General features: G+C 36.3%; 21 protein-coding genes. 3 read left to right on the forward strand and 18 right to left on the reverse strand.

Annotated elements, in window-relative coordinates:
- Window positions 1–143: 143 nt before the first annotated feature.
- The 3 genes from GMB29_RS25925 to GMB29_RS25935 all read right to left on the reverse strand — a co-directional run bounded on the left by GMB29_RS25925 (window position 144) and on the right by GMB29_RS25935 (window position 3836).
- Window positions 144–1445 (reverse strand): TolB-like translocation protein, encoded by a 1302-nt coding sequence (locus GMB29_RS25925; protein ID WP_136357754.1) that lies wholly within the window; start codon window positions 1443–1445, stop codon window positions 144–146.
- Between the two features lie 348 nt (window positions 1446–1793).
- Window positions 1794–2543 (reverse strand): oxygen-insensitive NADPH nitroreductase, encoded by a 750-nt coding sequence (nfsA, locus tag GMB29_RS25930; RefSeq protein WP_136357756.1) that lies wholly within the window; start codon window positions 2541–2543, stop codon window positions 1794–1796.
- An 84-nt stretch (window positions 2544–2627) separates the two neighbouring features.
- Entirely contained in the window at window positions 2628–3836 is a 1209-nt protein-coding gene (locus tag GMB29_RS25935) for an MFS transporter (protein WP_136357758.1), read from the reverse strand.
- A gap of 316 nt (window positions 3837–4152) precedes the next feature.
- Between GMB29_RS25935 and GMB29_RS25940 the strand changes: the two genes are divergently transcribed.
- The gene (locus GMB29_RS25940) at window positions 4153–4428 is read left to right on the forward strand and encodes a spore morphogenesis/germination protein YwcE (RefSeq protein WP_136357760.1); all 276 of its coding nucleotides are present in this window, start codon (window positions 4153–4155) and stop codon (window positions 4426–4428) included.
- 45 nt (window positions 4429–4473) lie between these two features.
- On the opposite strand, the gene GMB29_RS25945 is transcribed toward GMB29_RS25940, so the two are convergent.
- From GMB29_RS25945 to GMB29_RS25995, 11 genes are all read right to left on the reverse strand, one after another.
- Window positions 4474–6648 (reverse strand): extracellular solute-binding protein, encoded by a 2175-nt coding sequence (locus tag GMB29_RS25945; RefSeq protein WP_168733952.1) that lies wholly within the window; start codon window positions 6646–6648, stop codon window positions 4474–4476.
- 202 nt (window positions 6649–6850) lie between these two features.
- On the reverse strand, window positions 6851–7627 hold the full coding sequence (locus tag GMB29_RS25950; RefSeq protein WP_136357764.1) for an inositol monophosphatase family protein: 777 nt from the start codon (window positions 7625–7627) through the stop codon (window positions 6851–6853).
- Between the two features lie 36 nt (window positions 7628–7663).
- Window positions 7664–8494, reverse strand: coding sequence for a glycerophosphodiester phosphodiesterase family protein (locus GMB29_RS25955; protein ID WP_136357766.1), 831 nt, complete (start codon window positions 8492–8494; stop codon window positions 7664–7666).
- 12 nt (window positions 8495–8506) lie between these two features.
- Window positions 8507–10222 (reverse strand): ABC transporter permease, encoded by a 1716-nt coding sequence (locus tag GMB29_RS25960; RefSeq protein WP_136357768.1) that lies wholly within the window; start codon window positions 10220–10222, stop codon window positions 8507–8509.
- A gap of 10 nt (window positions 10223–10232) precedes the next feature.
- Complete coding sequence (locus tag GMB29_RS25965) at window positions 10233–11246, reverse strand: ABC transporter ATP-binding protein (protein ID WP_136357769.1); 1014 nt, start codon at window positions 11244–11246, stop codon at window positions 10233–10235.
- 560 nt (window positions 11247–11806) lie between these two features.
- Window positions 11807–12886 (reverse strand): extracellular solute-binding protein, encoded by a 1080-nt coding sequence (locus GMB29_RS25970; protein ID WP_136357770.1) that lies wholly within the window; start codon window positions 12884–12886, stop codon window positions 11807–11809.
- A gap of 510 nt (window positions 12887–13396) precedes the next feature.
- A complete protein-coding gene (locus tag GMB29_RS25975; RefSeq protein ID WP_136357772.1) occupies window positions 13397–14800 on the reverse strand; it encodes a glycerophosphodiester phosphodiesterase family protein in 1404 nt (467 codons plus the stop codon).
- 196 nt (window positions 14801–14996) lie between these two features.
- A complete protein-coding gene (locus GMB29_RS25980) occupies window positions 14997–15965 on the reverse strand; it encodes a nuclease-related domain-containing protein (protein ID WP_136357774.1) in 969 nt (322 codons plus the stop codon).
- Window positions 15966–16243: 278 nt separating this feature from the next.
- Window positions 16244–16708 carry an SRPBCC family protein gene (locus tag GMB29_RS25985; protein WP_136357776.1) on the reverse strand — a complete coding sequence of 155 codons (465 nt, stop codon included), beginning with the start codon at window positions 16706–16708 and terminating at the stop codon, window positions 16244–16246.
- Between the two features lie 16 nt (window positions 16709–16724).
- Window positions 16725–17117, reverse strand: coding sequence for a VOC family protein (locus GMB29_RS25990; RefSeq protein ID WP_136357778.1), 393 nt, complete (start codon window positions 17115–17117; stop codon window positions 16725–16727).
- A 19-nt stretch (window positions 17118–17136) separates the two neighbouring features.
- Window positions 17137–19314, reverse strand: a complete 2178-nt coding sequence (locus GMB29_RS25995; RefSeq protein WP_136357780.1) for a DNA topoisomerase III — start codon at window positions 19312–19314, stop codon at window positions 17137–17139.
- A 176-nt stretch (window positions 19315–19490) separates the two neighbouring features.
- Here GMB29_RS25995 and GMB29_RS26000 point away from each other — a divergent pair, with 176 nt between their 5' ends.
- Entirely contained in the window at window positions 19491–21038 is a 1548-nt protein-coding gene (locus tag GMB29_RS26000) for an ABC-F family ATP-binding cassette domain-containing protein (protein ID WP_136357781.1), read from the forward strand.
- A gap of 213 nt (window positions 21039–21251) precedes the next feature.
- On the forward strand, window positions 21252–22370 hold the full coding sequence (locus GMB29_RS26005) for a GerAB/ArcD/ProY family transporter (protein WP_136357783.1): 1119 nt from the start codon (window positions 21252–21254) through the stop codon (window positions 22368–22370).
- A 38-nt stretch (window positions 22371–22408) separates the two neighbouring features.
- On the opposite strand, the gene GMB29_RS26010 is transcribed toward GMB29_RS26005, so the two are convergent.
- Genes GMB29_RS26010 through liaF form a run of 4 tightly spaced genes read right to left on the reverse strand, consistent with a single transcriptional unit; the run spans window position 22409 to window position 25678 of the window.
- On the reverse strand, window positions 22409–23245 hold the full coding sequence (locus GMB29_RS26010) for an STAS domain-containing protein (RefSeq protein ID WP_136357785.1): 837 nt from the start codon (window positions 23243–23245) through the stop codon (window positions 22409–22411).
- A 32-nt stretch (window positions 23246–23277) separates the two neighbouring features.
- Window positions 23278–23910, reverse strand: a complete 633-nt coding sequence (locus tag GMB29_RS26015; RefSeq protein WP_136357787.1) for a response regulator transcription factor — start codon at window positions 23908–23910, stop codon at window positions 23278–23280.
- Window positions 23907–24947: a sensor histidine kinase gene (locus tag GMB29_RS26020; RefSeq protein ID WP_136357789.1), complete on the reverse strand. Its 1041-nt coding sequence runs from the start codon at window positions 24945–24947 to the stop codon at window positions 23907–23909. The genes GMB29_RS26015 and GMB29_RS26020 overlap by 4 nt, the downstream gene beginning before the upstream one ends.
- Window positions 24944–25678 carry a cell wall-active antibiotics response protein LiaF gene (liaF, locus tag GMB29_RS26025; protein WP_136357791.1) on the reverse strand — a complete coding sequence of 245 codons (735 nt, stop codon included), beginning with the start codon at window positions 25676–25678 and terminating at the stop codon, window positions 24944–24946. The genes GMB29_RS26020 and liaF overlap by 4 nt, the downstream gene beginning before the upstream one ends.
- Window positions 25679–25695 lie beyond the last annotated feature (17 nt).

The following is a 25695-nucleotide window of genomic DNA, read 5'->3' on the forward strand; positions in this document are numbered from 1 at the left end:
ACTTTTGTCGTGTTTCACTCTTTTTTCTTACGAAAAAATTATATTGTTGATAATTTTCTTTAAAAGTGATGATAAATGATGTGGACAACTTTTCCCCAAAAAAAGACCGCTCAATTTTGAATTGAGCAGCCTAATGATTAAAATTAAATCGGTTTTACAAATCGTTTTATGATAAAAGCAAATAAGTTTAAAAGAAGCGAACAAAGAAAGAGCGTAATTGCCACCATGCCAACAGCAATTCCAACCCACGGATTCATAATAGCAGCTATTACAAAACTGCCAATAAAAGCGAATACTGCGAGACCTAAACTAATGAGCGCAGGCAGAAACACTCTCCCTGACCTTCTTTGTAAAGAAACCGTTATACTTCCTAAAAGTAACACATAATAAACCGCAATCGCTTTTTCATTCAATAAGAAATCAAATGTTTTCATCAGCCAATGACTTTTTTCAGAAGCAGGGAGGTTTAAGTCGATGAACTCTGGTTCCCCGCCATTGATCGAAACCGTCATAAGCTGATATTCGGCAGGATCATTCGGCCAGTTCTTGTACACCAAAAATGCAAGTTTATTCGTGTGATGAAAAAAGACTGGCGACTGAATATTTGCCTTTAAATTTGTGAGCCTTTTTGTTTCATTTGTTTCAAGACTTTTACTAAATAACTCATATTCGAACAGAGAGCTATTTTTAGATTCTTCCGTCACTGCCGTATAAATAAGAAATTGTTTATCTGGAGAAAACACGGAAGCATACATATCTCCCTTAATTCCCTCTTTCACCTTTGCTTCTTTGTTTTCCTCTATATGATAGGAATAAATCTGTTCTATATTCCCATCAAACAAACTGTAATACACTTCCGCTCCATCCTTGGAAATAGAAAGATCATTCATTGTAAAATGATCCTTATTCGTTAACTGCCGGCCTTCTTCTCCATTACGATCTATCATATAAAGATCGTAGCCTTCCTTTGTTTCCCCTTCCGCCTTTTTGTAATCCTCGGCAGGCATGGCAATATAATAAATCATTTCACCCGTTGGCGAGAATACCGCATCAATGATATGAAGATCATTGTCCGATATTTGCTTGCTCTTGCTGCCATCCACATTCATGATCATAAGTGTCTGTATACCTTCATGATCTGCTGATAAAAATAAGAGCTGTTTCCCATCTGAAGAAAATCGCGGCGTATGAAATCTGCCTTCGTTTTCTTTACTGATTTTAGTTACATTCCCTCCATCAGGATCAGCCATATAGATTGCTTCAAATCCATCGAGAAAATAAGAGAAAGCAAGCTTTTCATCATTAGGCGATATCGCAAGTTCACTTCCTAAACCTGTGTAATATTTATATGGATCACGATCACGGAATACGCTATAAATGATCGATGTGACGAGCAATAATAAGCTAATCCCAATCAACCATCTCATTTTTTTATTTTTTTTCAAAAATGAGCCCCTCACTTTTTCTCAATCTCTCATTCATTATGATTTATGAATGAGAGTAAAATCTGTCATTTCAGGATGCGCCTTACTTGATTTTGTTTTTAACGCCCTCTTTTTCCTTTTAAAATAAACTGGTCTCCCTGTTGTCACTCGCGAATACCCCTCGACCATGAAGGTCACAGCAAAACTTGTCAGCGCAATATTTGGTGTTAATGGGATCCACGGTGCCCACTGCAGGAAAATTCTCCTTTTTAAGCATTATACTATATTTGTAAAATATTGGACGGATAATCGTTATTTTTCATGCCATGCAATAAAAAAAAAGCCTGATGTATCATCAGACCTGAATTTCTACTGTTTATTAAAACCCTTCTTTGCTACAAATTCCTTCATATACATACGCGTTGGCTTAGATAGCATGCTTGCCATCTGCCCAGTCCATGTGTCTTTTCTTTGCCCATTTGTTCGTTTGTCATAATACTGAGAGATATCTTGATCATATTTTTCTAGTTGTTCTAAATACATGTCCTTATCTTGCTGATACACATCCTCATGATACACTTGCTCAAGTGGTAAACGTTGTTTTTGATCTGGTTGATGGGCAGGGTACCCAACCGCAACGCCGAAGAGGGGCAGAACGAGTGGCGGCGTTTTGATCAGGTCACATACCTCATTTAGCTGATTCCTTAAGCCGCCGATATACACAGCCCCTAGTCCCATTGACTCGGCAGCAATCACAGCATTTTGTGCAGCAAGTGTAGCGTCAATAACAGCTACCATGAATTTTTCTGTACTTTCTAACACAGCCTTATTATCTTGTCCATATTTCTCTGCAATCAATTGATGACGATAGAGATCAGCACAAAAAATGAAGAAATGGCCATTATTTTCAACATATGTTTGACCACCTGCTAATTCAGCCAACTGAGCCTTTTTCTGCTTATCTTTTACACCAATAATTGAGTATGCTTGAACAAAGCTTGATGTAGATGCTGCTTGTGCACTTTTTATGATGGTATGAATTTGTTCATCTGTTAACGCTCTATCATCAAACTTTCTTATTGAACGATGATTTTGCAATGTTTCAATAACCTGATTCATGTGAACGCCTCCTTTACTATTCTTTTTACCATGAATAAAGCGGAAAAAAAAGAGATTAGCTCTTAATCTAATCTCTTAAAACCATTATACTAATTCTTTTTTCTTCGTTTCTTCCCCTAAAAATAAAACAGCTAACGCACCAATTAAAATCGCGATTCCAAAGATCAGGAAGATTGAATCAATCGAAACCTCTGCTGCAACTAAGTATCCAACAAGTAACGGTCCTAAGATTCCGCCAACCCTGCCAAATGCTGCCGCTAAACCAGTGCCTGTTCCACGAATTTCCGTTGGATAGTGTTCTGGTGAATAGGCATATAAAGCACCCCATGCGCCAAGGTTAAAGAACGATAAAAAGATTCCTGAAGTGAGCAATAGCGGCAATGTTTCTGCATTTCCAAAGAAATAGGCGCTAACCGCTGTCCCAATTAAAAATGTCACTAAAACAAATTTCCGCCCAGTTCGTTCAATCAAATAAGCAGCAGCAAAGTATCCCGGCAATTGGGCAAGAGTCATAATTAAGACATATTGAAAGCTTTGAATCAAACTAAAGCCTTTCATTACCATGACACTTGGCAGCCATAAAAACATCCCATAATAAGAGAAGACAACACTGAACCATAAAATCCAAAGCATGGTCGTTTGCTTCATATAAGGTTTCGCCCATACCTTCGCAATCTTTACAAAAGAAGATTCCTTTTGTTTCGACACATTCATTGCGCGAAAACGAGGTGAGTCAGGAAGCTTCATCCGTAAATATAAAGCATAAAATGCAGGTAATGCCGTCAAAATTAACGCTGCCTGCCAACCGAAGCTAGGAATAACAAAATAAGATATAAGTGCTGCAATTAACCAGCCGCCAGCCCAAAAACTCTCTAACAACACAACGATTTTACCGCGCTCATGTGCTGGAACACTTTCAGATACAAGTGTGGATGCTACTGGAAGCTCGCCACCTAATCCCATACCAATGAAAAAGCGTAAAATGAGAAATAACGATAAGGACGTCACAAAAGCCGATAAACCACTTCCGACTGAGAATAAAAGAAGAGTAAAAATAAATACATTCTTCCGGCCAACCCGATCGGCCATTAATCCGAATAGCAAAGCACCCACTGCCATCCCAATTGAATTGACACTTCCGATCCAGCCCATTTGTTCTGTCGTTAAATTCCAATCCTTATGCAAAGCAGCAATAACAAATGAGAGAATTCCCACATCCATCGCATCAAACATCCAGCCCAAACCGGCTACACCAAGTAATTTTCTTCTAGATATTTCTTGCGTAGTCTTCATTAAAACCACCTTTCCTTCATAAAACTGTATTAAACGTTTTTAATCATCCTAAACGGGTATGTATTACTAAAGGGAGATTGTCCCATAGGAAAACTTACCATCTTAACTTATACTGCAAAAAATTCTATATCGTCAACATTTATTGCTTAACATACCTATTTTTACGCTTTCCCATTCACCATTACATTTTTTGTTAATCTTTACTTTATTTATTTTGTCAAGGTGTGTTATACTACTTGTAACAAAACGTTCACAAATCGTCCTTTAAGTTGTCACATATTGTGAAAGCGTTACCAATAATAAGGAGCTGATTGAAATGGATGTATTTTTCGCTTATTTATTAATTGCAACGTCTACCCCATTGTTTTTATGGAAAGAAAGAAGAACACTTGCGATTATGCATATACCAGTCGTTATCGCCATGTGGGCAGTATTTATTTCAAATATGAATGCCGATTTCGGTATCGTCGGAGATACCATTTTCATTCTTGCATTTGTGCTTAACGTCTTTATCGCACATATGACTGTGTTCCACTTATTCGTTGTACCGTTCTTTAAAATGTTAAAAAATCAGAAAAAAGTTTTTCGTTAAATAAAATTGAGGGATGACTTTAATAAGTCATCCTTTTTATTTGTATTAATATTGAGTGATCAATTCTTCCTGCTTCGCTTCAAGTTCTTCATTTATTTTTGCTACATATTGATCATAGTCAGGCTGTTCTTCTTTTAGCAATTGCAGAATGTATTTTCCGATGACTTCTTCTGCTTGCTTTAAATCGATACTTTGGCCATTTTCAAATGTATTTTCCCTTTTTCCATTCATAATGGTCTTCTTTGCTTTATTTAGCCAAGGATACATTGTTTGGACGACTGAACTATTAGATAAGAAATAACTTGCTGAATTTCCTCCTAATAAGGTAATTTGCTCTGAAATTTCATTGCTATTCAACCAATTTAAAAATTCAATACTTTCATTTAGCTTGTCTGTTGGTTTCGTGATACCAAGAATCCCTCCGCCTAATAATGGTGTATCTCCTGGTACATTTGCTATTCCGATTGAATCTTTAATATTACTTTGGGAAACAACGGATAAGTGGTTCATAAAGCCAATGACCATTGCCGTTTTACCGTCTACGAAGGCCTTCACTTCTTCTCCCCACCAATTTGATTCGATAACTTTAGAATTTCGATAATTTTCATAAATTAATTCCATAGCGTTTTTTGCAATATCTACATCTAGCTTTATTTCAGAATCATTTAGCAATACGCCTTTAAGGGAATAATATCTCAGTAAATATTCAGTAGCTATCGTCCCTGAATTCCCCGTAATCATCGACGCTCCATTTACATCTTTTATTGAATCAAAATCACTTTCATTAAAGAATTTCAATATTTCATTATAAGCAGTAAAATTCTTTGGTATCTTTAATTCTGATTTCGTTTTTTCAAAATATTTTCTTTTTACAATTTCATTTTCAAAAATATCTTTTCTATAGAAAAGCATTTGGATACTTACATCAAACGGCAGTGCATAGGTTACGTCATTAATATTTGCATAATAATCTTTTAGGAAGTATGGCAAATTATCTAATACATGATCCAAGTTTTTATTCAAGCCTTGTAAATTTTTATAAATTTTTTGACCATACCAAGATAGTCCCACAACGTCTAACCGTATAATGTCGTAGCTTTTCCACTTTTCGTCATCTCTAATGATTTCAAATATGTCGCTATTCTTTTTAATATCTAAATTGACTCGGATATTTGTATTTTTTTCAAAATGTGGAATCACTTTCATTAAAGCTTTAGTTGTTGGTGATTCAATTGTTAGTATATTGATTTGTGATTCGTATTTGTTATAACTTAAATGTTTTTCTAAAAACCCGATATTATCGTATATTTTTGAATGGCTTTTGTCTTTCAAATGAATATTAAGAATAATTTTCTTAACCAAACTCACACCCATATATCCATAATCTTGAAAATAATAAAGAATTTCGTTACTATACGTATTTTTAAAAGGTGCCATCGCAATAATTTTAGGTAAAGGTTTGGATGATCCATAATGATAAGCCTTTAATAGCATAACTGCTTTAGAGACATTTGTAGTAATAATAAAATCAAATGACGTACTTTGTATCATATTAAAAGCATTTTCATATTCATGGGCCATATTTGATTGTGAAATCACGATGTTTTTATTGTTTATTTGATTTAAAAATGATGAAATAAAGTCGCTTTCGTTAGAATGTTTCGTTTCATCAGTAAACACACCAATGATTTTCCCATCAAAAAGATTCATATAATTTGCCATGTCCATACCTGCTTTTTTGAAGTCAAAAGAGATAAACTCCAAGGCATTTAACGGGCGGCGATTGATAAAAATAATATCGCTTTTATTAATTGAAAGTTGTTGATAGTATTCATTAGCATCCTCTAACGAAGAGACTGCCATTATCCCTGAAGGTCTCTCTTTAATAATTTCCTTTATAACTTCTAATTCTTTGATTGGATTATCATAGGTACAGAACAATTTCACTTGGTAATCTCTTGCTGTAGCCTCTTTTAATGCACTTTCATAAAATGTGGCAAATTCATCTAAAGCAAGGGTTGGTAATATAATAATAATTGTTTGGCTATCGCCTGAACGTAAAACTTTAGCATTTTTGTTTAGATTGTATCCTAGTTCTTCAGCAGCTTTTAGTACAAGCTCCATTTTTTTAGAGCTAACATTTCCTTTGCCATTCAGCACATTTGAAACGGTACCGTGTGAAACACCCGCTGCCTTAGCAATATCTAAAATTGTTACCATCTTTTCCACTCCTAGAGAACGTAAAAGTGAGTCTTTCATCAGTTGAGTGTTATTCCTTACTGATGGTTAGCGATCACTACTAATCTTAATTCAAAATATAGGGGATTATTGCCCATTTAGAATTAGATAATGTTCTACCAATTTTATCAAAAAAATCTCTTTTTATTAGTAGTATTGAATCAAAATCTACATAAAATTAACATTACCAGCCTTTTAATATCTCTATTAAGTCGTCAAATGCTCCTTTATTAGAAAGAATCCAATCACCACGATCTAAATAATGTAGATGGCTACCATTAAAATGCGAAACTTTCAATCCTAATTCCTTCGCAAAAATAAGCTGTGCCGCTAAATCCCAAGGCCCTGATTTGGATGTGGCAAATGCTGCAAACTTACCTGTAATAACATGAATGCTATCAATGCCTCCACAGCCAAAATAACGAATGTCAAAAGATTCCTCTGCTAATCGTTCTAAGCACTCTTTGCCAACCCAATCCCGAATGTCTCCTGAAATAAGTCCTTCCTGTAATGAAATCTCTTCCGGACTTGGTAATTTTTCATTATTTAAAAAGGCTCCATTATTTTCAATTGCATAATATAAATCATCATTCATGACATCGAAAATATAACCAAGCTTTCCGATGTCATTTTCATAGTAAGCAATCAAAATACAAAAATGATCTTGTTGTTTCACAAAGTTTGCAGTACCGTCAATCGGATCAATGATCCAAACATGCTCTCGATTATCACTTATGATTAATTCCTGCGATTCTTCACCAATAATCATATGTGTTGGATATGCTTCGGTAATTTTTTGAATAAGGAAATCTTGAACCATTTTATCAATATTTGTCACTAGATCCTTGCGATCTCTTTTTATTTCAATTTTTAACTCTTCTGATAGTGAACGTTTAATGATTGGAACAATTTCGTTTAACCATTCAACAATTTGATTATGCATTTTTTGTAAGTCTTCCATAGTTTCTCCTCATTTCCGATGTTAAAAAGCTTACCATTACTTGGTAAGCTTAAGTTTTTCTCTATAGTTATATAATAGACTCGGCCAATCTGTTTGAATCATATCAGCCCCTTTGTCTACAAGCTTTTGCCAACCATGTTCCTTTCCTTTCATGATTGAAGCATCATCATCAAATCCTGCATATAAAATATTTTGATCATCAAGACGAATCGCATTAATCCAAATCAATAAATCTTTATCTTTGATCGTTTTGATTGTTTCATCTCGGAAAAATGGACTTTCCTGATCTTCCGCAATAATTTCCATGCCAATCATATTAATATTTTTATAAGATTCCATTTCTTCAATATCTGATAGATTTTTAATAATCGGTATAAACGAATATTTTACTTGGTGAGCATCAAGAACGTTCAACCAACTCTTTTGAACTGGAGATTTTAATAGAATTTGGTCTTCCATATTAAACTGATCAAGAAATGGGAGAAGTGTATCCCAATATTCCCAAGAACGATCAAGATTGATAAGAATGTCGCCTTTAAATGCATTCAACACATCTTCCAATTTTTCAACTTTAACATTCACAACAGTACCATTGTTATTTCGATAATTACATGAATCGATCTCACTAGAATCCATTGTTTTTATATTGCGGTCTAGTCCTAATAACCTTTTTTCATTACCGTCATGGAAAATATAAAACTTCCCATCCGTCGAACGGATAATATCAATTTCTAAAATATCTGAACCAGATTGAACGCCTGCATGAAAAGCAGGTATTGTATTTTCAACAACATTCCCCATGCTGCTACCACGATGAACTGCAATTAAAAATAGATTGTTTTCTAGTTTTTCTTTGATGATCTTCATAATAAACCTCTTTTACAATATATTTTTCTTTTTGCTGCCTTTACCATAAACAAAATAAATAACAATTGCAGATATAACCATTAAAATCACGGAATAGACAAAATTCATTGCCTTCGCATCAATCGAAGCTGTTGGATCTGTGTTATTTCGAATCACTATACCAAGAGGTTGATACAATGGATGATATAAAAACACGGTTAGATCATAATCTGCTAATAGACTATTAAAGTTTAAAGCCAGTATCGCTAAAGTTGTCGGTAAAACAATTGGTATAATCACGCGAATAAATGTATAAAAGGAGCCCGCACCTAAATTTTTCGCTGCATCCTCAAGCGAGCTGTCGAATGAGTAATAAGCCGCCTTCAAAATCCGCAATGTAAATGGTATTTTTTCAATGACATATGCAATTAACAGCAAGCCTAATGTTCCTGTCAAAACGATATTTCCGATAATTGACATCGGTTTATCAAAGGTGATTATTAAACCTAACGCCATTAAAATACCTGGTATTAGCCATGGGATATGAAATAAATATTCTAATGCCGTGGTTAATTTATTGTTGTATTTATGAATTAAACGTGCAACGAATAACATCGCAGCTACTACAATGATGGCAGTTAACCCAGAATAAATAATACTTATCACAAACGGTTCATATGCTGATGCATCGGTTAAAATTTTTGCGTAATTCTCTAATGTAAAATGATCCCACGAAAGTGTTCCCGTACTGATGCTATACGTATCTGTAAAAGAGAAAATAATAACCGCTGCAATTGGCAGCACATAGATCGCAAATAGAACATATCCAAAAAAGTGAACAATAAAGTTGGCAGCTTTATTTTCTATTTTTTGCTTCACGATTTTCGTTTTTACTTTTGAAACAGACATATAAAATCCTTTTTTCTCAGCTCTTGTTATGAAATAAAGTAAAACAATTTGTGAAACACCTAAAAAGATTGCTAACAATGCAGCAAGATCTCTTGAGCTCATACTATTCGCAAATGTTAAAATCATTGGGCTAATCGTCTGAAAGTCTTCTCCGCCTACGATTAACGGAGCAGACATCGCACCAAGACCTGTTGCAAATAACAAAACGGATAATGTCGTTAATACTGGTTGTAAAACAGGCAGAACAATTTTGGTGAGAATTCCCAAAGGGGATGCTCCCATATTTTTTGCTGCTTCAACCGTTTGATAATCAATGCTTTTAATGGCATTGGAAAGAAAGATAATATGATTTGTCGTGCAAGCAAAGGTCATTACAAACACAACCGCAGGATAACCGACAAACCAATCCGGATTCATATTAGGAAAGATTTTCACTAATAATGTCGTTAAAAATCCTGTATTTCCGTAAATAAATTGGTATCCAGCTACTAAAATGAGTCCCCCATAGATCATGGTTGTAAAATACCCGAGTCTTAAGATTTTGGCACCTTTGATGTCAAAATAATCTGTAACTAACACTAGGAAAATGCCAACGATGTTTACAGTGAAAACTAATGTAATCCCTAATAGAAAGCTATTAGCTAAACTTTTCATTGCTCTTTCAGATGATAACAATTTTTGAAATGGCTCTAAGGAAAAGACACCCTCTGCAAAAAATGTTGTATAAAGAATATTTACATTTGGGAGAATGAGAAAGGTTGTAATAAACCAAGTGAGAATGATCCCGACAACCCAAAGATAGAGTTTATTTTGAATATGAGTGTTTATAAATTTATTCATTATGATTCTCCTAATATTGAAGTATGTCTTTTGGATTTATAAACAAGGTTACTTCGTCGCCCTCTGAATATTGAAAATTCCCATCTTCTTTCTCAATATTGATTAGGGAAGTACCCATTACCTCATATTTATATTGAGAGTATGTGCCATAAAATTCTTTTGAGTCTACTTTTGCGTGAAGTTCAACAGATTGGTTATCACTATCTAGTATTTTCGTTTTTATCTTTTCTGTTCTAATATAATATTTTTTTGCTGAATCGAATTTAATCCCTGATCTTTTTGAAATTTCATCTATTACTTCTTCGCTGATAGAATTTGCCTCACCAATGAAATTACAGACAAACTCTGTTTTTGACTGATTGTAGATTTCCTCTGGTGTACCAACTTGCTCAACAACCCCATTATTAAAAACAGCCACACGGTCTGACAATGTTAAGGCTTCTTCTTGGTCATGTGTCACATAAACCGTGGTAATCCCTTGTTCGAGCTGCAATTTTTTCAGTTCTTTTCTTAATTGCTTTCGCAGCTTTGCGTCCAAATTTGACAAAGGCTCATCTAATACAATGATTTTTGGAGCAAGCGCCAATGCTCGCGCAATCGCAACACGTTGTTGTTGACCACCTGATAATTCAGATACATTTTTCATCAGCTTATCCTCTTTTAAATCGACAACTTTTGCAATTTCGTCCACGCGCTTTTTAATCTCTTCTTTTTTATATTTTTGTACTTTTAAACCAAAAGCAATGTTTTCATAAACGGACATTGTCGGGAATAGAGCATAGCTTTGAAAGACCATTCCAATTTGTCGTTTTTCAATCGGGGTATTTGTAAGATCCTCGCCATCAACGAAGATCTTCCCTTTCGTAGGGGTAATAAATCCTACTAAAGTTCGTAATGTCGTTGTTTTCCCGCAACCAGAAGGTCCTAGAAACGTGAAAAATTCACCTTCTTTTATATCTAGATTTAAATTTTGTATCGCAATAAAATCATCAAATTTTACTTGTATATCTTGGAAACTAATCAAGTGATATCCTCCTTCATGATGAAAACCGCCAAATCCCTTCTGAATTTGACGGTTTAACCGTTTTTCTTACTAGGGGGAGTAAGAAAAGAACGTTTTACAAATTTAAGATGTCCACCTAAAAGGCAGGACTGAAGGGAAGCGAGTAGGATTCTTCCGCTCAGTCCTGCCTTGATTAACCGTAAGGCTAATCAAGGCAGCTCTTAGACCCTCTAGTTCATAAGCCAATCATGTATTAAAGGTAAGATACACCATCTATTCATAATCGTCTTTTGCTTTCCGGGTCTTAACAAGGCGCTTCCGCTTTTCTATTGTCTAGCTCCAGCGCCTAGCCCCTCGGGCTCATAAGCCACTTCATAATTGAAGGCAAAGAACGCCTTCTATTATGAATCGTCTTATGCCTGTCAGGGCTGTTCGAGGCGCTTCCGCTTTTCTATTGTCTAGCTCCAGCGCCTAGCCCCTCGGGCTCATAAGCCACTTCATAATTGAAGGCAAAGAACGCCTTCTATTATGAATCGTCTTATGCCTGTCGGGGCTGTTCAAGGCGCTTCCGCTTTTCTTACTTAAAAGATTTCTAATTCTATTTTTTCTACCCAATCGTCAATATGTTCAGAGATGAACGTGTAATCCATTTCTTGAATAATTGTCATTTCACGAATTTGTTTCATTTTTTCTGTTGCTTTTTCAACTGCTTTTGTATTTACAGGTAAAGAACCAAATTGTTCAGCCCATGCACCTTGAACTTCCGCACTGCCAAACCAGTTAATAAATTCTTCTGCTGCTGCAGTATCTTGATCTTTCCCTTTATTAATGATTCCAACTTGCTCAACAGTTGTTGGTACACCTACTTCTGGTGAAACGATGCCCGCTTCAAAACCAAATTCTTCTTCGATACCAGGTAAACCACTTGAATATGTGAATGAAATTGGAACTTTTCCTGAAGCTAGGTTTGCGTTAGCATCTTCTCCTTCTGGCGTTTTATAGCCATTTTCAAAGAATGCTTCGATTTCTTTCCAACCTTCTTCAGATATATCTAACTCGCCATTCTTATCTACATGTCTCATTAACATTCCATAAACAACAGAGCGATTTGTTCCTCCACCTAAATCACCAGGTACATGATATTTCCCTTTAAATTCTTCGTTTTCGATTAAGTCTGTCCAATCTTTAGGAGCTGTTTCTTCTGTATAAACATCTTTGTTATAAATCATAAAAATTCTTTGTTCTACAAGCGGATGGTAGTAATTGTCTTTTTCACTTGAGCCTTCTGGAATTTCAGCCGTCCATACCGGTTCAAATGGAACAAGTAAGTCATTTGATTTTAACGTTTCAAAGTTCATTTGATTTAAACCAAAAACAACATCTGCTAAAGGATTGTTCTTCTCAGAGACGATACGATTTAAAAGATCTCCACCGCCAGCTTCTACAAGCTCAAGCTCAAAACCTGCTTCAGCAGCTTTTTCAGTTAACCAATCTCCACGGCCTTCAGATAATGAGTTTGAATAAACAACAAGTGATTTCTTTTCATCTTTTTGTTCTGTTGCTGTATCTTTTTCTGCTGAATTGTTACCCATACAACCTGCTAAAATGCTTGCGACCAACATGAATGCCACTACGAGTAGAAATGGTTTTTTTGCTTTCATTCTTTTTCTCCTTTTGTAAGATCATTGTTTGTTATGCCGAAATATTCTGTATGATTGGAACATAAATGATTGCATCTCTTTGTTGCTTATCGTTTTATTGTGCCCTCCTTCATTTTTTTGGAACGTGTCAATTTTTAATTACAATTTCATTATATTTGGGCAATAAATGAGCGTCAATACGATTTACCGTTGTTTAACACTACATTTACAAAGGTTTACGTTCTTTACAATTCAATTAATCTATTAAATATGACATGTTATAGCATCATACTTTGCGTTTACAGAACAAAGCGCAAGCTCTAGCTGTAGACTATGAGGGACTATGTGATTGCTTCAAAAACGCGACGTCCTGTGCTTTGGAGTTGAACGTCGCGCTCTTATCAACAGTTCAAGAATTTTATCGTATCCTAAACGACAAAAAAGGCTGCTTCAAAACTGGTTTATTCCATACTTTGAAGCAGCCTGTACACCTTATTTATTATTCATTCTTAAATCTACAAACAGTCAACCTCACTTCTGCAAATCAAACTGAATGTAGTCCAGCTGATGATAACTAGGTGTTGTTATATTGACAACAAATGTATGACTGCCTTTTTCTAAATATCTATACTCCCATTCCTGAAGCTCGAATGCACGAGTATTAGTGGTGTTTCTTACCTCAATCTGTTCGCTGGACTCTCCATCCCAATCCAACTTGATCGTACCAGCTGGAGAAACGGCTGCAGACAAACGCCCAGAGATTTTATACATGCCAGATTGATTAATATTCACTTCATATTTTGCCCATTCACCTGCCATGTTTGTCTTTACAACAGTCGCACCATCTCTGTCTGCGACATCGATCCAGTCTGGGCTTGACGGGTCATCACGGTTTGGATCGAGATCATAATAACCGATACCCTGTCCACCTGATATATAGTCCTCCGCCTGAACACGGACTGTGCGATTACCTTTTTGCGACTCCCAGTGCTTCATGTTACCACCGTCTCGCCAATAATCCAGAGCCTCGACATTGTCAGTTTGCATGATGTTCGCACCGAGATTCGTTACAGCCTTCCATCCAAGGTTTACATCCCTCAGTGAAGCTTCGTCCGTGTATTTTGCAGCAAGTCCATTCCACATGACGTTTACAAAAACTCGACTATTCTTTTGAATTTGACGTACTTTCTCAGGTTGAATTTGTGGATCTGATAGTTCGTCAAAAACAACCTCGTATGCTACTGGCTGTCGTTCAGGGAACGAATCAACAGCATTAGCATTGTGGTCTTTGATAATGTGCATATATAGAATTTCTGGATCCTTTGCCATGAAAGCTGCTGCATCCTCAACATTTGAACTTCCCTTAAACAGACCATGATCAACGGTATTGGTTTTGACAAGCACGTCGTACATGCTTTCGCGGATGTCCCAGCCTTTATCAAGATTAACGATGGCACGATCCTTAGCTACTAGCATTGCCTCCTCAAGTGTAGGTACTGTGTGCTCAGTTAGTGCTGCTGTAGCACCGCCAAGACCTTCTTTTAAACGAAGCTCCTTAATTTGGGCTAATGTGAAGTCACTGACCTTACCTTTGCCATTGGTTGTGCGATCTACGGTTTCGTCATGCATTAACACAGGTACACCGTCAGCTGTCAAACGAACATCAATTTCGACGATTTCAGCGCCGTCCTCGATTGCTTCTTCGATTGCGCCTAGTGAGTTTTCAGGGTAATCACGCCACTGGCCACGGTGCGCCGTAATCATCAAGTCGGCATTTTTATGATGATCTAATAGCTTTGAATGTAGCTTTTGAAAAGCCTTACTATCTTCTGTTTGAAATTGATTTGCACCTCTGGCATCTGCTTGTTGCGCCGTTCCTACATTTGTAATCGTTGTCGCGACTAGCCCTAATAAAAATAGTTTTTTCCATTTCATTTTTCTTCACTCCTCGATATTTTGTGATCAACACACTTTTTTGAACGTGTCATTTTTGGACAATTTCACTATATTATCGAGATGAATTACAATCAATTATAATTTGAATATTTTAACAATCATTTACACAATAAAAGAATATTATTTACTTTTGAAATATTATTTTTACTTATTTTAAGTCTTTTCACCCTTTCATTTATTTCTTAAAGGACAAATAGTAGATTCTATTCTTTGTTGTTCCATCGCTAGGTAATTTCAGAGAATGAAGAAGTCTTGAAGCTAAATAGGGGGAGGAGATTTGTAAAAAATCTCTTGCCTTTTCATTGGTAATCTCAGATCCGCAAAGGAGAAAATAATCTTTTAGTGCAGATATATGTGCATTTTTCTCTTTGTTCTTGCATTGAGGACAGTTCCATGTACCGAATACTCTTTCCATAGGAAGATGAAGACAAGCAGGACAAATAACTCCTTTACGCAATTCATCACAGCCAATTCCATATTGTTCAAGAATTGGTTGATCAAGAGGTGTATGTTGTTTCTTTAAAAGTTTGATCATCCTTTTAATGTCCTTAATCGAGATTCGTTCTTCAGAGTATTCTGTTTCGAGCTGAGTTAATTTTGTTGATAGAAAGTTGCGGTGAACTACTTTTTGAGGAATAGCTAAGTTTTCAGGAGATGTACGAAGAAGAGCTTTCGGATGAGTAAAAACAACGAGAGAAAGAATCGGTATTTTAGGAAATTGATGCTTTCTTAACCATTTTTTCAATTGCAGCTCTTGGCGGTTTATTTGAATGATTGGATCTTCAAAGACAGTTTCTTTACCATCCAACGTTCGAATGAGTTGATGAAAGATTGGATCTAAATAGATATCTCCTGCTATATTTTTCACCTCTAAAATAATCAAAATATTTGTAGATATGATGAATGAATCGATTTGAAAATAATGAGTAGCATCTTTTATCCGAAGGTCGTGAAGAATGTAGTAGTCCTTGTCAGAGAGGAAGCTTAAAGGGTAGTCAAGATATGTTTCGCCTTTGAAACCTGAAAGTCTTTTTGATAAATTTTCATTCATCATTTGCATTTTCGGATGAGATGGTGGTGTCCGGCTAATTAAAAATTGTAATTTTTCTATTTGCAGAGGAATTGTACGTTCTTTTATAATCATTTCTTGCCTCCTTGCTAGTTTTACCCGCTTAATTCGGTAGTTATAGACTTAAATCCTGCTAAAGATGAAGAAAATTTTGAAGCCAGTAAATTGATTTTGCAACTTCGAAAGGGAATCTTGTAACTTTTGATATTAATCTTGCAACTTTCAGTGAGAATTTTGCAACTTCACTCGATAATCTTGCAACTTTTCCATTTTTTTGCAACCTACATAATTCGACGAATTTCGCCCACCTCTCTCTTATTTTCAAACAAAAAAAACGCCGCATCCCTGCGGCGTCAACTCTCTCCTACTCTTTCTTCAGCTATCTTCTTTATAAACCGATTTCTCGTAATAAAAAACTCTTTCATATACCTCTCTAAAAACAGCCGATCTGCCAGCTTTCCAACTAGACCAAATGGAGAGGTATAATCAAATGTATCGATCATCAGCGTTCCATTTTCTTTTTCTATAAATTCATGAGTATGATAAAACCGTTTAAATGCGCCTTTTTCCATTTCATCTACGAATCGATTTGGAAAATCGAATTCTGTAATTCGGACGGTTAGCTTTTGTTTGATGCCAAAATGGATGGCTTCCCATGTTACTGTTTCGTTTAACTTGATTAAGCCGCTTGTCACACCTGCTATGGCGCGTTCATCTGTTTGGCTTGCTGATTGAGTATGGATATCAATATCGCGAGCGACATCGAAGCAAATTTCCCGTGGTGCATAGATAAACATATCGGTCTTAATTATTGGCACTTTCTATCTTCCAATCTTAATTTTTCACTTGAAGCAAGTCGAAACGATTGCCGTATAGGTCTTCAAAAACGATTTCTACTCCCCATGGCATTTCTTTTGGCTCACCTAGAAAAGTTACACCCTTTTCCTTCATGCTTGAATAGTCACGGATAAAATCATCTGTTTCAATGACGAGGAAAACATGCCCGGCAGCTTGGGAGCCGACACGCTCCCTTTTTGCTTCTGAATCAGCTTCAACAAATACAATCGCGGTTTCATGATTCTTTGATGGTGCAACTGTCACCCAGCGCATACCCTCGCCAAACGAATTATCAGTAAGTAATATAAAACCTAATGTATTTATATAAAAATCAATTGCCTCATCATAATCGTTAACTAGAATCGTAACATGTCCTATTTTTCGGTTCACATCGTTCAACTCCTTTTCATTATTTTTTTAGATTCAGCTTTGCAAGTGCATCTGCTAATGCATTATTTGCAAATCCTTCATCTTGTTTTTTCATATATTTTGCTACATCCTGTTTCGATACTTTGCTGTTTTGATTCTTTTTTCGTCTTTCTTGGAAAGTAGACATTTTTTCGCGATGGCCGCATTTGCAGACGAAGATTTGGCCTTCTCCTTCACCGCGAAGCTCGAGCTTTTTGTGACAATTTGGACAGCGTGCATTCGTTACTTTTGAAACTCCTTTTCGATAGCCACATTCACGATCCTGACAAACAAGCATTTTGCCCATTTTTCCATTTACCTCTAACAAAAGCTTATTACATTCAGGACATTTCTTCCCAGTCACATTATCATGCTTAAAGCTTTGCTTACTATTCTTAATTTCATGAACAACTTCTTTTGCATATTGTGTCATTTCATTTAAAAAGGCTTGCTTTGATAAGGAGCCTTTCGAAATTTTCGTCAGCTTTTGTTCCCATTCTGCTGTTAAGACAGGTGATTTCAACTCTTCAGGTACTAGCTTTAAAAGCTGTTTTCCTTTTGAAGTGATGAAAATTTCCTTCCCCTTCTTTTCAATCAGAAAGCTGCTATAGAGCTTTTCGATAATATCAGCTCTTGTCGCTACTGTTCCAAGGCCGCCCGTTTCACCAATTGTTTTGATTAAGTCTTTGCTTTCTCCAGCCATGTACTTTGTTGGATTTTCCATTGCTGAAAGAAGGGCTGCTTCATTAAAACGAGCAGGTGGTTTTGTTTCACCTGATGTTTTTGATAAAGAGACAATTGGTAATTGATCACCATTTGATAATGCTGGAAGCTTCTGTTCATCCTCATGATCATCATCTGTATCATCACGAAACACTTCTTTCCATCCAAGTGCCGTGATTCTTCTCCCTTTAGCCGTAAATGACTCATCATCAATTTTTGCTGTAACAACTGTTTGCTCATATTGATGTGCAGGCAATAATACGGATAAAAAGCGCTTGACAACTAAGTCATAGATTTTAAACTCTTTATCACTTAACGCACTAAGCGGCACAGATTCCTCTGTTGGGATGATGGCATGGTGATCGGAAACCTTTGTATCATCTACAAATGACTTGTTTGCTTTAATTGGCTGCTTTGTAATCTTGGCAATGACCTGGGCATACTCCTTCGTTCTACATGCAGCAAGTCTGTCCTTTAATGTATCAACAAGATCGCTTGTTAAATAACGCGAGTCTGTACGCGGATATGTTAAGACTTTGTGCTGCTCATACAGCTTTTGCATGATCGAAAGAGTCTCTTTTGCTGAGAAGCCATAGCGCTTATTTGCATCACGCTGCAGCTCCGTTAAGTCATATAGTGCAGGTGAATATGATTTTTTCGGTGTTGTTTTCACATCTACAACCGACGCTGATTTGCCTTTTAGCTTTGTTACCTTCTGATCAATTTGTGCTTCTTCAAATGTTTTTATATCCTTCGTTTTTTCATCCTGCCATGTAAGGGTTAAGCCGTTAGTAGCTTGTGCTTTCATTCCATAATATTTTTTCGGCTTAAAGCTTTTAATATCTTCCTCACGCTGGGCAATCATTGCCAGTGTTGGCGTCTGCACACGTCCTGATGAGAGCTGGGCATTGTACTTTGTTGTGAGGGCACGTGTTGCGTTTAGCCCGACAATCCAGTCGGCTTCTGCTCTTGCAACTGCTGAAGCATATAAATTTTCATACTCTTTGCCGTTTTTCAGCTTGCGAAAACCCTCTTTGATTGCCTTATCTGTTACAGAAGAAATCCACAGACGTTTAAGCGGTTTATTTACGCGCGCTTTATCAATAATCCACCGTGCTACAAGTTCTCCTTCGCGTCCTGCATCTGTTGCAATAACAATTTCATTGACATCTTTTCGCAAAAGCTGTGTTTTTACAGCTTGAAATTGCTTGCCTGTTTTTTTAATGACAACAAGCTTAAGTGGTGTTGGCAGCATGGGCAGATCCTCTAACCGCCATGATTTATAATGATCGCCATAGGCTTCAGGGTCAGCTAATGTAACGAGATGACCGAGTGCCCATGTTACGATGTATTTGTCCCCTTCTAAAAAACCATTTCCTTTTTTATGACACTGTAACACCCTAGCTAAATCTCTTCCTACTGAAGGCTTTTCAGCTAGAACGACTGTTTTACTCATAGTAACATCCTTTCAAAAACCTATTTCCTATCTACCTATTATAAGTTTATTTAGCTTAGAAATCTAATTAAGTTAAAACATCCAATTTTTGTTTCAGCTATTTCCAGTAGCATATAAAATGAAACAATAGTAGAATGAGCAAAGATACTGTTTATGCTTGGAGGGTTAATAAAGCAATGAGTTTACTTTCGATCGATAATCTTAGTCACAGTTTTGGTGACCGTACGTTATTTAAAGATGTAACGCTGCGCCTGTTAGCAGGAGAGCGCGTTGGTCTTGTTGGAGCTAATGGGGTAGGGAAATCTACTTTAATGAATATTATTACAGGGCAGCTTATTCATGACACAGGTCGTGTGGAATGGACACCAGGTGTCCGTTATGGTTACCTTGATCAGCATACTGTTTTAACAAAAGGAAAAACAATTCGTGATATTTTAAATGATGCCTTTCTCCCATTATTTGAGCAGGAAAAGGAATTAAATGCTGTTACGGAAAAAATGGGTACAGCAACACCTGAAGAGCTTGAGGAATTACTGGAAAAAATGGCTGAAATTCAGGACCGTTTAGATGCCGGCGGTTTTTATTTACTAGATATGAAGGTAGAAGAAACAGCTAGAGGACTAGGACTAGATGCAATTGGCCTTGACCGTGATGTATCGGCATTAAGCGGTGGTCAACGTACGAAGGTACTTCTTGCTAAGCTTTTACTAGAGCAGCCTGATGTATTATTACTAGATGAACCAACTAACTATTTAGACGTTGAACATATTCGCTGGTTAAGCAATTATTTAAAAGACTACCCAAATGCGTTTCTATTAATCTCGCATGACACAGAGTTTATGAATGGTGTATCAAACGTGATTTTTCAATTAGAGTTTTCTAAACTAACACGTTATACAGCTACTTATGAAAAATTCTTAGAGCTTGCGGAGATCAATAAGAATCAGCATATTAACGCATATGAGAAGCAAAAGGAATTTATTAAAAAGCAAGAGGATTTTATTGCAAAAAATAAAGCACGCTACTCAACAACTGGCCGTGCAAAAAGCCGTCAAAAGCAGCTTGATCGCATTGAGCGTATTGATCGTCCTGAAACTGCGATCAAACCAACATTTGAATTCAAAGAATCTAGAGGCAGCAGCCGCTATGTGTTTGAAGCAAAGGATCTTGAAATTGGTTACGATCGACCACTATTACCAAAGCTTACAATGACAATTGAACGCGGAGAAAAAATTGCCATTGTTGGTGCGAATGGGATCGGAAAATCAACATTGCTTAAAACCATTCTTGGTAAGATTAAGCCATTAGGCGGGACGACAAATCGCGGTGACTTCCTATTTCCATCTTATTTTGAACAAGAGGCTAAGGCTGGATCGATTACACCGATAGATGATGTGTGGAACGCCTTCCCAAATCTTGATCAGCATCAAGTACGTGCTCTTCTTGCACGCTCCGGTCTGAAAAACGAACATATTTCACGACCTATTTCACAATTAAGTGGTGGAGAGCAAGCAAAAGTGCGATTATGTAAACTGCAAATGAATGAAAGCAACTGGCTTCTATTTGACGAGCCGACAAATCATCTCGATGTTGTGGCGAAAGAAGAATTAAAACGTGCCATTAAAGCATATAAAGGAACAGTTGTCCTTGTCTGCCATGAGCCTGATTTTTATGAGGATTGGGTGACAAAGGTTTGGGATATTGAGGATTGGGCAGCTAAATAAAATAAATGAAGAAATACAAAGGATAGAAAAAGCAGATATCGTTGCTAATTCTATCCTTTTTTTGTATGGCAATCAGGGTGACAGTTCCTATCTCTAATAGGAAACAGTCAGATTCCTCCATTGCATAACGTATTCCTAGTTGGTAATAATAAGCAGAAATACTGGTTTATGATCAGTAAACGAATTTAAGCTTTTCATTCAGAGGAGTAAAACATGAAGCTGCAAAAAATAGGTGCCCTTCAACTTTTTTTTATTATGATTGGCTTTGAAATAGGTAATACGTTAATTTTTGGAAAAGGTGCAGCTGCGAAACAGGATGCTTGGTTAACACACTTAGGTGGTATGGTATGCGGATTATTATTGATGTTCATCTATATCAAATTATCTGATTATTACCCGGGTGATACATTGATTCAGATGATTCCCAAAATCATAGGTAAATATCTTGCCTACCCAGTTATATTGTATTACCTTTTTTATTTTACTTTACTTGCCTCAACTGCCTGCCGAGATTTCGGTGAATTAATTTATTCGACAATTTTAGTTGAAACCCCGATGTTAATCATCATTGGAAGCTTTATGGTATTAATGATTTATTGTTTACGCGGCAATGTTGAGTCTTTTGCTCGAATGGGGGAAGTTGTCTTTCCTGTTTATATTTTATCTCTCCTTGTTATTTGGATTCTTTTATTATCGGTTGATAACTTTACTCTCAAAAATCTTACTCCTATATTAGGGAATGGGTTAAAGCCTGTATTAAAAGAAGTTTTTCCAAAAGCAATTGTCTTCCCATTTGGAGAAACAGTCCTTATCTTAATGTTTTTCCCTCTTCTAAGCAAGCCACAGAATAAAAGAAAGATAGGTATCGCAACCATCGTCATTGGGGGAATTTTACTAACCATTAATACTATGTTGAACACGGCTGTTTTAGGGCCAGAAATTTATGGCAAGGATTTATATCCGCTTTTATCTGCAACGCGAATGGTTTCGATTGCTGATTTTCTTGAGAGATTTGATGCGTTGGTTATTTTAATGATGGTAGCAGGGGTGTTTTTTAAGGTTGGTGGATGGATGTATGGGGCTGCTGTTGGGATTGCCCAATTTTTTAACCTAAAGGATTATCGACCAATCATTCTTGCACTTGGGACAATTATTATTCCCTTATCACTTTTATATGCAGGTCATTTTATTGAATCCAGGGAATTCGGTGAGGAATTTATTGATTATTACTTACATATCCCTTTACAAATTGTTATTCCAATATTATTGGTTTTCATTGCGTTTATTCGTCGTAAGTTCACTAAAAAGCATGTGGATAAACGATATGGATAGGGTACATCCTTACGATTTTAGTGATGCACCCATCCTTTTTATGTATTAATTTGCTGCAGGGCATGAGCAAGAGAATATGTCGTTTTTACATGGTCAAAATCAAGTCCCAGCTGAATAGCCGTTTGAGCAATTTCTGGTCTAATTCCTGATATGATCGATTTTACACCTAAAAGGTTTAGCGCTTGGATTAAATTAAACATTTCATGGGCAACCATCGTATCGATGATTGGAACACCTGATAGGTCAATGCACAGATTTGCGATGCCTAGTTCTGCACATTGTGCTAATGTATTTTCTATGATTAATTTCGCTCTTGCTGTATCAATATCTCCTATTAAAGGTAGCAGTGCCGTTTGATTTTGAAGGAGAATAACAGGTGAGCTTAGTTCATTTATCATTTCTTTTTGTGCTGATAGCTGTCTCATCGTGTTTTTATGTGCCTCATCCATATAAATATATATGGATAGATTAATTACCTTTTTTACCATTTCAAACCACTTGAACACTTGATCGATCTCAATCTTGTCTTTATTTAACGAATAGAATCTTTTTAAAAATGCAGCATAAACTTCTTCGGTTCTCATAAATTCTCGCACTACATAGTGAATTGGTGTATTTAAGTGCTTTTGGTCTTTGGCCAGTTCTTCAGACCATTGCTGGAACTTATGAAAAAATTCTTCTTCCTCACTAATAAAAAGTTCGTGTAAATGCTTAAAATAATCTTGGTTCTGTTCTTTTAATGTTTGAACAATAGTAGGATCATTTGTCGAATAAACAGATTTAGGATCATGATCTTCGACCATACTATACCAATCTTCTGACATTTGCCAAGAATTCTCGACTAAATAGTTATATAAATCTTGGTTTCTATGCATGTATATCTCCCCCAAATAATACAATACTCACTTTATTTAACTAGTGAATGTTTAAATGCGTAAATAACAGCTTGTGTACGATCCTGAACCTCAAGCTTGCTTAAGATGTTACTAACATGTGTTTTTGCCGTTTTTAATGCAATAAATAGTTCATCCGCAATTTCCTGATTTGATTTGCCCTCAGCCATTAGCATAAGAATCTCCATTTCACGGGATGTTAAGTGATCATGGGCATGCGTCACATCTTTTTGACGCATTTTCATCATCATTTTTCCAGTTACTTCCGGCTCCAAAATAGACTGTCCGTGGAAAGTCGCACGAACGGCACCAGCAATTTCACTTGCCTTTGACGTTTTTAATAAGTAGCTTGTTGCCCCAGCCTCAAGTGCAGGATATACCTTTTCATCATCAAGAAAACTAGTCACAATAATAATTTTTGCTTCTGGCCAAGATGCAATAATTTCCTTCGTAGCTTCAATTCCATCCATTTCGTTCATGACCAAATCCATTAAAATAACATCTGGACGCAGTTCTAGACAAAGTTCTACCCCTTTTTTGCCATTATCAGCTTCACCAATCACTTCGATATCTGGCTGAGCTGATAAATAAGAGGATACTCCAATCCGTACCATTTCGTGATCATCCACAAATACTACTTTTATCATTTTAAATCACCCTCTATCGCAAGTACAGGAACCTTAACCTCTAATCGAGTTCCCTTATTTTTCAAACTCACTACCTTTAATGTACCGCCAATTTCAACAGCTCGCTCGCGCATTGTTTGCATCCCATACGAACCTGTTTTTTCTTCATCAATCTCAAAACCAATTCCATCGTCAGATATGCGCATAATGACAAAATCATCCCGTTTAATTAACAGGACATCAAGGTTTGTTGCTTTTGCATGGCGAAGAGTATTTGAGACAGACTCTTGAAGGATGCGAAATAAATGGTCTTCAACACCTTTATCCAAAGGAATTGGTTCAACTTTCCATTTTATATTCATTGTAACCTTTTGCATTAATTCTACCAATAATTCTTTTACACCTTCTTGAAGTGATTTTCCTTTTAAAGCTGCAGGACGTAGATGCAATAACAACGCTCTCATTTCAAGCTGTGATTGATGGATTGTTTCTTCAATTAATTTTAGCTGCTTTGTTTCTAAGGTCTCTGATAATGACCTTGATTCTGTAATAGCAGACATCATCATGGAGGCTGCGAACAATTGCTGACTGACAGAATCATGCAGCTCACGAGCTAATCGATTCCGTTCTTGCGCGACCATCTCTTGTATTATTTTTTCATTGTCCTCTGCCTTTTCATTTGCAAGCTTCTGGGAAAGCTTTGTTTGCTCCATCATTTGTTTTTGTACTTTTTCAATTCTGCTCCATATTTCATGAATTTCAGGAAATGTATGACGTTCCACCGGAAGGGTTCTACTTTTTTCTAGCTCTCTCACTGCTGTTGTGATCGACTGAATTTGTTTTTTCCAAAACCAGCCTGAAAAAAATCCGAAACAAACACCTACTAACATGCAAATACTTGGAACGATATAAATAAAAGGCAAATCCAACACTTTTTGTTCCCATAATGAATCCCAGCCTTCCAATGGAAACGCGATAAAAAATAAAACTGAAAATAAGATAAAGACGATGATCGTAAAAATAGCGCCAATGAGAATTTGCCGTTGAATAATGCTCATACTCGCTTCACCTCAAGATTCCCTGCAATCACTGACGTAATCAGCTTTACTTTCTGTTCAGCTTGAACATACTCAGCCGTTTCATACACAATTGTCTCATTAACAATCCTTTGCTCTTGATCCTGAAAGATCGCTACTGTCCCAGCCATAACGGAATGATTCACATGTACTTCAACTTCATATGGCACAAGGACTTGAACATTGCCAATTAAACTTCTGATTGAGATGATTGCTTCTCCTTTAGGTAAAACGGTATCGCTTAAATCAATCACCGTATTTCCAATGCCAACCTGAATATTCACATCATTCCATTCATATACGTGTTCAGGTGTCATTTGACTTGTAAAAAATTTATTCTCAAAAATCTTTTCACGTTTAATAAACGGATCAGAACCTGTTTCAGTTTTAGCTTCCAAAATAATTGGCTTAATTTGCTTCGGATGTTTCTGTGATTGGAAAAATTGTACAATGATATAAAGAAGGACGACACATAAAAAATAGCGAAATGTCATCATATTGAGAACCGTTATAATCAGCCAAATCCAACCGATCCAAAAAAATGCTTTCCCCATAACGCGGGGCTTCCACTTCTTTCCTAAATAAATACATCCAATTGATAAAAGGAACGTGACAATTAATCCACCATTAAAAAATAAAACTTCTAATAAAAGAAGGATAAACCCAGCTATAATAATCCAGTTTACATAATCGCTTTTTATATTTCGAATCATTAGGCATCCTCCTTTCT

The organism is Metabacillus sediminilitoris, from assembly GCF_009720625.1.
Taxonomy (GTDB): Bacteria; Bacillota; Bacilli; order Bacillales; family Bacillaceae; genus Metabacillus; species Metabacillus sediminilitoris.

Excerpts from the sequence above, each read along its gene's own strand:
- nfsA (WP_136357756.1), bottom strand. The coding sequence starts at position 2,543 with ATGAATCAGGTTATTGAAACATTGCAAAATCATCGTTCAATAAGAAAG.
- GMB29_RS25995 (WP_136357780.1), bottom strand. The coding sequence starts at position 19,314 with ATGAGTAAAACAGTCGTTCTAGCTGAAAAGCCTTCAGTAGGAAGAGAT.
- GMB29_RS26005 (WP_136357783.1), top strand. The coding sequence starts at position 21,252 with ATGAAGCTGCAAAAAATAGGTGCCCTTCAACTTTTTTTTATTATGATT.
- GMB29_RS25980 (WP_136357774.1), bottom strand. The coding sequence starts at position 15,965 with ATGATTATAAAAGAACGTACAATTCCTCTGCAAATAGAAAAATTACAA.
- GMB29_RS25960 (WP_136357768.1), bottom strand. The coding sequence starts at position 10,222 with ATGAATAAATTTATAAACACTCATATTCAAAATAAACTCTATCTTTGG.
- GMB29_RS25935 (WP_136357758.1), bottom strand. The coding sequence starts at position 3,836 with ATGAAGACTACGCAAGAAATATCTAGAAGAAAATTACTTGGTGTAGCC.
- GMB29_RS25950 (WP_136357764.1), bottom strand. The coding sequence starts at position 7,627 with ATGGAAGACTTACAAAAAATGCATAATCAAATTGTTGAATGGTTAAAC.
- GMB29_RS25945 (WP_168733952.1), bottom strand. The coding sequence starts at position 6,648 with ATGGTAACAATTTTAGATATTGCTAAGGCAGCGGGTGTTTCACACGGT.
- GMB29_RS25940 (WP_136357760.1), top strand. The coding sequence starts at position 4,153 with ATGGATGTATTTTTCGCTTATTTATTAATTGCAACGTCTACCCCATTG.
- GMB29_RS26015 (WP_136357787.1), bottom strand. The coding sequence starts at position 23,910 with ATGATAAAAGTAGTATTTGTGGATGATCACGAAATGGTACGGATTGGA.
- GMB29_RS26020 (WP_136357789.1), bottom strand. The coding sequence starts at position 24,947 with ATGAGCATTATTCAACGGCAAATTCTCATTGGCGCTATTTTTACGATC.
- liaF (WP_136357791.1), bottom strand. The coding sequence starts at position 25,678 with ATGATTCGAAATATAAAAAGCGATTATGTAAACTGGATTATTATAGCT.
- GMB29_RS26010 (WP_136357785.1), bottom strand. The coding sequence starts at position 23,245 with ATGCATAGAAACCAAGATTTATATAACTATTTAGTCGAGAATTCTTGG.
- GMB29_RS25970 (WP_136357770.1), bottom strand. The coding sequence starts at position 12,886 with ATGAAAGCAAAAAAACCATTTCTACTCGTAGTGGCATTCATGTTGGTC.
- GMB29_RS25975 (WP_136357772.1), bottom strand. The coding sequence starts at position 14,800 with ATGAAATGGAAAAAACTATTTTTATTAGGGCTAGTCGCGACAACGATT.
- GMB29_RS25955 (WP_136357766.1), bottom strand. The coding sequence starts at position 8,494 with ATGAAGATCATCAAAGAAAAACTAGAAAACAATCTATTTTTAATTGCA.
- GMB29_RS26000 (WP_136357781.1), top strand. The coding sequence starts at position 19,491 with ATGAGTTTACTTTCGATCGATAATCTTAGTCACAGTTTTGGTGACCGT.